At 61.1% G+C, this 7,844-nt stretch carries 3 protein-coding genes; all 3 read right to left on the bottom strand.

What is annotated here, in order from left to right; all coding sequences use genetic code 11:
- Positions 1–4,829 (bottom strand): beta strand repeat-containing protein (locus tag E0486_RS16115; protein ID WP_207906277.1); only part of this gene is annotated, 4,829 nt, incomplete at its 3' end.
- A gap of 428 nt (positions 4,830–5,257) precedes the next feature.
- Positions 5,258–7,405, bottom strand: a complete 2,148-nt coding sequence (locus E0486_RS16110; protein ID WP_131853650.1) for a TonB-dependent receptor — start codon at positions 7,403–7,405, stop codon at positions 5,258–5,260.
- Between the two features lie 44 nt (positions 7,406–7,449).
- On the bottom strand, positions 7,450–7,752 hold the full coding sequence (locus tag E0486_RS16105; protein ID WP_131853648.1) for a hypothetical protein: 303 nt from the start codon (positions 7,750–7,752) through the stop codon (positions 7,450–7,452).
- Positions 7,753–7,844 lie beyond the last annotated feature (92 nt).

Below are 7,844 nucleotides of genomic sequence, written 5' to 3'. Positions count from 1 at the left end.
TCGGTATGCACGCCCTGGTTGATGGTGAGGTGGAGGGTCGCGGTGTCGGGACAGCCGTTGGCACCGGTGGAGAAGAAGTTGTAGTTGCCCGAGGTTGTGTACGTGGTGCCATGCCACACATATTGGGTACACGCTGTTGCCGTCGTATCGGTATGCGCGCCCTGCTTTACCGTAAACGTCAGCGTAACCGTGCTGTCGCAACCCTGCGCCGAAGTGAGCACGGCCTGGTAGCTTCCCGCGGCACCCAGGCGCTGTCCGTTCCAGCTGTACGGAAGCTGCCCCGAGCATACCGAAATGCTTTGCGTCGACGTTACATTCGGTGTTACCGTCACGGTCGTCGTCGCCGTTCCCGAACAACCGCTTGTCGTGCCCGTTACCGTATACGTCGTTGTGGCCGCCGGGCTTGCAGTGACAGTAGATGCCGTCGTTGCCGATAGCCCCGTGGGTGGGCTCCACGAATAGGTGGTTGCCCCCGAAGCCGTCAGCGTTGTGCTCTTGCCGGCACAGATCGCCAGCGACGCAGTCACCGCAACCGTTGGATTCGGATTCACCTGCAGCGTGGCTGCTGCCGTACCGGCGCAGCCATTGCTGTTCGTTGCCGTCACCGAATAAGCGCCCGCAACCGATGTCGTAAAGCTAGCTACGCTACCCGGGGGCGTTGCACCCGAAGGCACCGTCCAGGCATAGGTGTAGGTTCCAGCCGGTGTCGCAGTTGCCGAGACCGTCGCCGGAAGCGCGTTGGCGCAGACCGCCGGTGCATTCACCGTCAGCACCGGGTTGGCCAGCACGGTCAGCACCGCGAAATCATAGGTTGCCGTGCCGCAGAGCCCCGTCACCGTCACCCGGTACCGGTTCCCGTTCATCGTCACCGTTACATTGGTCAGCGTGAGCGTGCTGCTGCCGCTTCCGACCGCCGTACTGCTGCTGCCCGACGGACCGAAGTCGAACCATTGGTAGGTAAGCGGACCGGTGCCCGTTGCCGCTACGGTAAACGTGGCAGTACCGCCGGCGCACACCGTAACGTTGGCTGGCGGCGTCGTGATCACGGTTTTCGGGTTCACCGTAATGGTAAACGTCTTTGGCGTTCCCGTGCAGGTAACTCCGTTCGTGGTCACCTTGGGTGTTACCGTGATCGTTGCCGAGATAGGCGTTGTACCTGTATTCGTCGTAACAAACGACGCAATGTTGCCAGTGCCGCTGGCGCCCAGGCCGATCGCCGTATTGCTGTTCGTCCAGCCATAAGTTACCCCGCTGGCGGGTGTTCCGCTGAAGGTCACCGCTGTGCTGTTGGCACCGGCACAAAGGGTCTGGTTTGCTGGCTGATTGACAACCGGTATCGGGTTGATTGTCACTGTAATTGCTGCACGCGAGCTCTCGCAGCGTTCTGGGCCAATTTGGCTCACATAGTACGTGGTGCTGCCGACAGTTGCCGAAGAAGGTGTCGGCGCAGTAGGCGACCCAGTACCCCCTGAAGCCGATGTGTACCAAAGCAGTGTGTAACCCGGGTTGGCCGTGGCCGTCAACGGGCTGGTCGTCGCGCCCTGGCAATATGTCACCGGTGTGGTCACCCTCGGCTTCGGGGGCTTGTCGCTGACCGTCACGGTGATCGCGGCGCGGGGGCTTTTACAACCGCCGCTGGTTTGCTGGATTACATAGTAGGTAGTCGTTCCTTCTGTATTGGTCGACGGCGTTGGGGCCGTCGCAGACCCAGTGCCACCGGTTGGCGTCGTATACCACAGCAGTGAGTTGCCGCTGCCGGCCGTAGAGGTAAGCGGCACCGCGATGTCGTCCTCGCAATAATACACGGGCGCGGTTACGGGTGCGGCCGGCGTGGTCTGCACCGTATATTGCGCAGATCCCGAAAAGCTTTCCACGCAGCCGCCGTTCCTGTACTTCGCCCGGTAAAAACCGGTAGGCGAGCCGGCCGGCGGGGAATAGCTCGTGGAGAAGTTGCCGATGTTAGAAGTCGTGGTTGTATTCGGAATATCCATCCAGTCGACACCGTTCGCGCTGTATTGCCAGGACATGGTCATAGTGCCATTGCCGCCGTTGCCCGACGAGGTGAACGTGACGGTCGGCCCCGACCCGGCGCTGCTGCACCCGATCTGCGAAACCGGGTCGGTGCGGACGTTTATCGGCGCGCCGATATGTAAGGTCACGGCCTTCGAAGCCACTTGGCCGCAACTGTTCGTGTATACGGCCCGATACCTTTTGCCATCCTGGCTGGGCGAAGCATTAAACGAATAAATGGGATTGGTAGCACCGTTGATGTTTGACCAGGTGACGCCCCCATCGGAAGATACCTGCCATTGTACCGTGGGCGCCGGCGTCCCGGTGGCGCTGGTAACGAGACTTATCGGACTCTGCTGGCAACCCACTGTGTCCAAAGGCAGGTCTCTCGTGATCACCGGTGTCGTGCCGGTTGCAACCGTTGCTGTTGCTGTGCTGCTGCAACCGGCTGCATTAGTGCCGGTCACCGTGTAGTTGGTTGCCGAAGAAGGGTTGGCGGAAACCGACGCTCCGCTCGTTCCCGACAAACCTGTAGCCGGGCTCCAGGTGTACGTGCTGACGCCGCTCGCGGTGAGCGTAGTTGCCACACCATTGCACACGGTCGTCGTTGTAGGCGAAACGGTGACAGTAGGTTTGGGGATGACTGTGATCGTCACCATTGCCGTGCCGGTGCAGCCTGCAGCGCTAGTGCCGGAAACGGTGTAGGTCGTCGTGCCGACGGGATTCGCCGTTACCGGTGATCCGCTCGTAGCCGAAAGTCCCGTTGCCGGCGACCAGCTATAGGTCGCCGCGCCGCCGGCGGAAAGCGTACTGCTGCTTCCCGTACAAATACTGGAAGGCGCCGCCGATGCCGTCACAGTCGGGTTTGTATTCACTGTTACAGTTACCTGTGCCGTATTGCTGCAGCCACTTGCGTCAGCGCCAGTGACGGTATAGGCGGTCGTGGTTGCCGGGCTGGCTGTTACCGAAGCACCGGTTGTAACGGAAAGTCCCGTAGCGGGGCTCCAGGTATAGGTGCTGGCGCCACCCGCGGTCAGCACTTTGTTGCCGCCGCTGCATATGGCCGACGAGGGCGAGACGGTTACCGAAGGCAGGTTGTTCACCGTAACGGTGACGGTCCTTGTATCAGTGCAGCCACTGGCATTGGTGCCCGTTACGGAATAGGTTGTAGTAGTCGTTGGATTTGCTGTTACCGAAGATCCGCTGGTGGACGACAGGCCGGTTGAAGGGCTCCAGCTATAGGTGCTGGCGCCACTGGCGGTGAGGGTCGCGCTGCCCCCGGCGCAGATCGCCGCCGGTGTGGCAACGGAGACGGTCGGATTCGGATTCACCGTTACTGTAATCGTTTCCGTAGAAGTACAACCGGCACTGTTGGTACCCGTGACCGTATAAGTGGTCGTCGTCGTCGGACTGGCGGAGACGCTGCTGCCAGTCGTGGCGGAGAGCCCCGTGGAAGGACTCCAGCTGTAGGTGCTGGCGCCGCTTGCCGTAAGGGTCGTGCTGCCGCCGCTGCAAATGCCCGGGTTCGAGGCGGTTACGTTTACGTTCGGCGCCTGGCCAACGGTGACGGTCACCTGGTCGGTGCTGCTGCAGCCATCCGAGTTGGTGCCGGTCACCGTGTACGTAATGGTACTCGTGGGGCTGGCGGTAACGGTATTGCCGGTGGCAGCCGAAAGACCGGTGGCCGGGCTCCAGCTGTAGCTGCCGGCGCCGCTTGCAGTCAGCGTTGCATTGCCGCCTTCGCAGATTTCGGCGGGGTGCGCCACGGTTACATTCGGTGCGGCAATGATGGTCACGGGGTAGGTGGCGCTCGCCGGGCAGTTGTCCGGCGCTTCGAGGTATTGCACCGTCACGCTGCCGCTGCCGGCCGATCCCCAGTTGACGGTAATGGCGTTGCTGCTGCCGCCCGAAGCTACCGACCCGCCGTTGACGGTCCAGCTATAACCGCTGTTGCCGCCATCGGTGCTGTAGCTCGCACCGCTGCTGTTAGCGCATACCGTCGCCGGCCCGCTGATCGTCGCCGTCGTGGCGGTTACCGCCAGGTTGCGCACCGGGCTGGTCAGGGTGCAGGTGGACGGACTGCCCGTGGCGGAAAAAGTAACCTGCACGCTGTATGCGCCTGCATCACCGCTGTTGGCGTTGGTGACGGTGAACGATGCCGAATTGCTATTGGAGAGGGGATTTCCGTTCAGCAGCCACTGGTATTGCGTGGCATTGTCGTTGGTGCTTACTGTAAACGTCTGGTCGCCGCCGGGACAGATGCGGCTGTTGCTGTTTTGCGGACTCATACCCGTAATAACGTGCACCTGGAGCGCCGCGCCGGTTGATGTGTCGCCGCAGTTGGCGTCATCGGTAACAACGAGGCGGTACTCTGTGCCGTCAACATTCGGTGCCGCCCCGATCGAAGAAAGGTCGAGGGAGACCGGGGAGGTCGAGGTGGTTCCGGAGGCGCCGGGGATGTCGGTGAACGAGCCATTGGGTGCCTTTCGTTGCCATTGGTAGTTGACGCTGCCGCTCGCCGTGAAGCCGGCTTGGAATGTGGCCGATCCGCCGCTGCAACCGGCCTGCGTCGAAGGCTGCGCGCTGATCTGCGGGCACTGCGCAAAAACCGGCGCGCCGGCAAGCAAGCAAAGGACCGCCAGCAGGTGCCGGCGGCCATTGCGGTTGTCAGTCAAGGAGTGCTTTTTACCAGCGGTATACCAGGCGTGAAAATGATCGGAAAGGGCGCCGTTGATGGCGGCGCTGCGGCTCCGGTCGGAGCTTTTGCAAAGCCCCGGGCAGATATGATCCCATAAAGAGGACGCTCTCCCTAAAGACATGTCGGATGCCGGTTATCAGGTTAGCAATACACGTTTTGTCGGTGCCGGCACAGTCGGGTGCACCGGTGGTGGTGGGACACAAGGGTGCCACGATTTGTTTCAGTAAGCTGTACAGAAAGATGAGGGGGAGTTGGGAATAAATTAACAAAAAAGGAGCCATACTCGTCAATAAGTGCCGCTGATTGGCATAGGCGTTTTTATTTATACTTACTGAACTTAGGAACAGGCATTTGCGCAGTTGGTTTTTTAGGCTGCGGTCGTGCTTCCGCCGCTGCGCATCGGCTGTCGCCACCAGCCCCGGGGCGGTTCATCACCAACCACTTCCACAACCGGGCGAACAGCTCCGTTGAAAGCTGGTCCGTATTTCTACAATAAAAAACCGTTGGCGCCCTGCTGCGCCAACGGGTTGAACAAGACGGCAAGCCAGTCTAGAGCCGGAGCTTGACGCCGCCGTTTACGACAAAACCTTCCACGGGAGCATAGATGTCTTTGAACTGCGGTGATTCCATCGTTCCTGTATAAAGGGGTCCAAAGCGTGTCTGCCGGGTGTCGGTGAAGTTTTCGAAATTCACAAATACCCCGATATGCTTCCAGCTGCGCTCTGCCATAAAGCCGGTGATCCAGTAGGGACGGCCACTATCGCCATCGCTGAGCAGCTGGCGGCTGAAGTAGTAGGCTTCCAGCCCGAGCTTCCACTTTTCCTCCACTTCCCACATCAGTACGTTGTTGAGGCGGTGCTTCGCCGTCAGCGGCAGCGGGCTGCGCGAAACTCCGAAGTGCGTGTTGGCATCGGTATAGGTGTAGCCAAGGAACAGCTTGAAGTTCCCGTAGGTCAGCCTTGCGTTTATTTCGGTGCCCTTGCTGTCGAAATGTCCGGCCGCATTCAGGAAGGCAATCCCGCCGGCCGTCTCCGTCGGCAACAGCGGCCCGTTGAGCCGGGTGTAGAAGAGGAGCGTGTTGACACTTACGCCCAGGCGGCCGAGCTGGGCGCGGTAGTGCAGGTCCCAGTTGAGACCGGCGGAACGCTCGTTTTTCGTAGCGGCCGCATCGATCGGGAGCACAGCCCGCAGCTGGATCCGCTCCGCCTCTTCGGTAAACACGGTAGGCGTTTTGTACCCGAGTCCGCCGCCAAGGCGCGTCACCAGGTTAGTAGAAATACGGTAAAGCGCCGAAACGCGCGGCATCAGCTCAAAGCCGTACCCGTTGCTGACGTAGTCGCCGCGCAGGCCGCTTTCGAAGGTGAGCCGCCCGTTCAGTTGCCACGCGTTTTGTACAAAGAGGCCAAAGGTCTGCAGCCCATAGTCGAGCGCGGTGCCCGACGGCTTTCGTTCGCGCAGGGCGTCGCTGAGGAAGTTGGCGCCGGTCACCCATTGCACCCGTTCGTTGTGCCAGTTCCAGGTCAATTCCGAAAAGCCGGACTGTTGGCGGGCATCAAAGCGGTATCCGGGGATGCTGATGACGCGGTCGAACACCGAGAAGCTGTTCTTGAATTGCAACTGGCTGTGGTCGGAGAGGCGGTGGGCAATGCCCAGCTGCGTGGTCACGCGGCCGGTCTCGTTGCGCTCGAAAAAGCCCAGACCGCCTTCGCGTACCGTAGTGATGTTGCCCCCGGTGCGGTCTTCGCCGATATAGGAAACGCCGATATCCGCTGTCGTCCGCTTTCCATAAAGGAAGAGCCGCGGGTTCACGGTGTAGCGTTCCGATTTAGGGATCGCCGTAAAGCCGATACCTGCCGGGTCGTACGGCGCCGTGCTGTTGCGGGCGGCGTACACGGTGAGCCCGGCGTGGCCGTAGCGCTGGCTGTAATAGCCGCTTGCATCGAAACCGCCGGCGCTGGTGGCGTTGAGCAGGAAGCTCAGCTCGCGTGCCTTCCCGGGCGTTTTCGACACCAGGTTGACGAGGCCGGCAATGGCGCCGCCGCCATAGAGTGTAGACGCCGATCCTTTGATTACTTCTACCTGGCGCAGGTCAAGCGGTGCAATCTGCAGGATGCTGAGTCCGCCGGAAAAGCCGGCGTATAACGGATAGCCGTCGCGCAGCACCTGCGTGTACCTGCCGTCGAGTCCCTGGATGCGGATGCCGGCGTTGTAAGAGGTGGCGGAGGTCTGCTGGGTCTGGATGCCGGTACTCTCGCTGAGCAGCATGCGGATGTCGCCCGGCTTCATGTTGCCTTTCTCGGCCAGCTCTTCCCCGCTGATCACTTCGGTGCGCGTAGGCGTGTTGGCAATGCTGCGGCTCGTGCGGGTGGCGCTTACCACGATGGTTTCTTCTTCGTCTTCTTCGGTTTCCGCCAGGCGGATCTGCAGCAGGCTGTCGAGCGGGAAGGTAAGTGTCAGGTGCTGTGCTTCATAGCCCACGAAGGAAAGGGTAAACTGCTGCGTCCCGTCAGGAATGCCGGTCAGCAGCAGGAGTCCGTTGCTGTCGGCGGCGATGGTTCTGGAGCCTTGCAGCCACTGCAGCGTGGCGCCCGGCAAGGGTTCGCCCGCCGCGTTGGCCACGCGGGCGCGAAGGGTGGACTGGGCTTGCGCCGCCAACTGAAGGCAGCACAGGAACAGCCCTGTCAAAAGGGTTCTCATGATGGTTGTTTGAAATAAAAAGATGGGTTACCGTAGAAATACGGTCAGGCGCGGGGTGGTTGCCAGAAGGAGCGGTACACCGGCTGCGGTGGGGCAAAGGTTTCGCGGGCTGCATGCTGCAGGCCGGGAAGGAGCGGGGGCTGCGGGAGTTGGATAGCTTTGCTCGTAGAGACGAAGCCGGGACAGGTTGCGCAGGCAAAGAAGGGTGAGCAGGAGCCGTCTCCCTTGTCGTCCTGCTCATGGCCCGCACTGGCGTGCTCCGAAGCGCAGTCATCGAAGCTGCAGCAGGGCGTAAGCGTCGCGGCGGACACCAGCAGGAGCAGCAGGATGACGAAAAAGCGTTTCACGCGGCGAAGGTAATGGTGCCGGCGCGGGCACTCAAATCAAAAACTACAGCGCTGTTGCAGCTGCACCGAAAAAATGTACCGTCCTCCTGTAA

The organism is Flaviaesturariibacter aridisoli, assembly GCF_004343705.1.
GTDB classification, from domain to species: Bacteria; Bacteroidota; Bacteroidia; order Chitinophagales; family Chitinophagaceae; genus Flavisolibacter; species Flavisolibacter aridisoli.
Note: the sequence above shows the minus strand (reverse complement) of the source record. Positions and strands in the feature narration are given on the sequence as shown.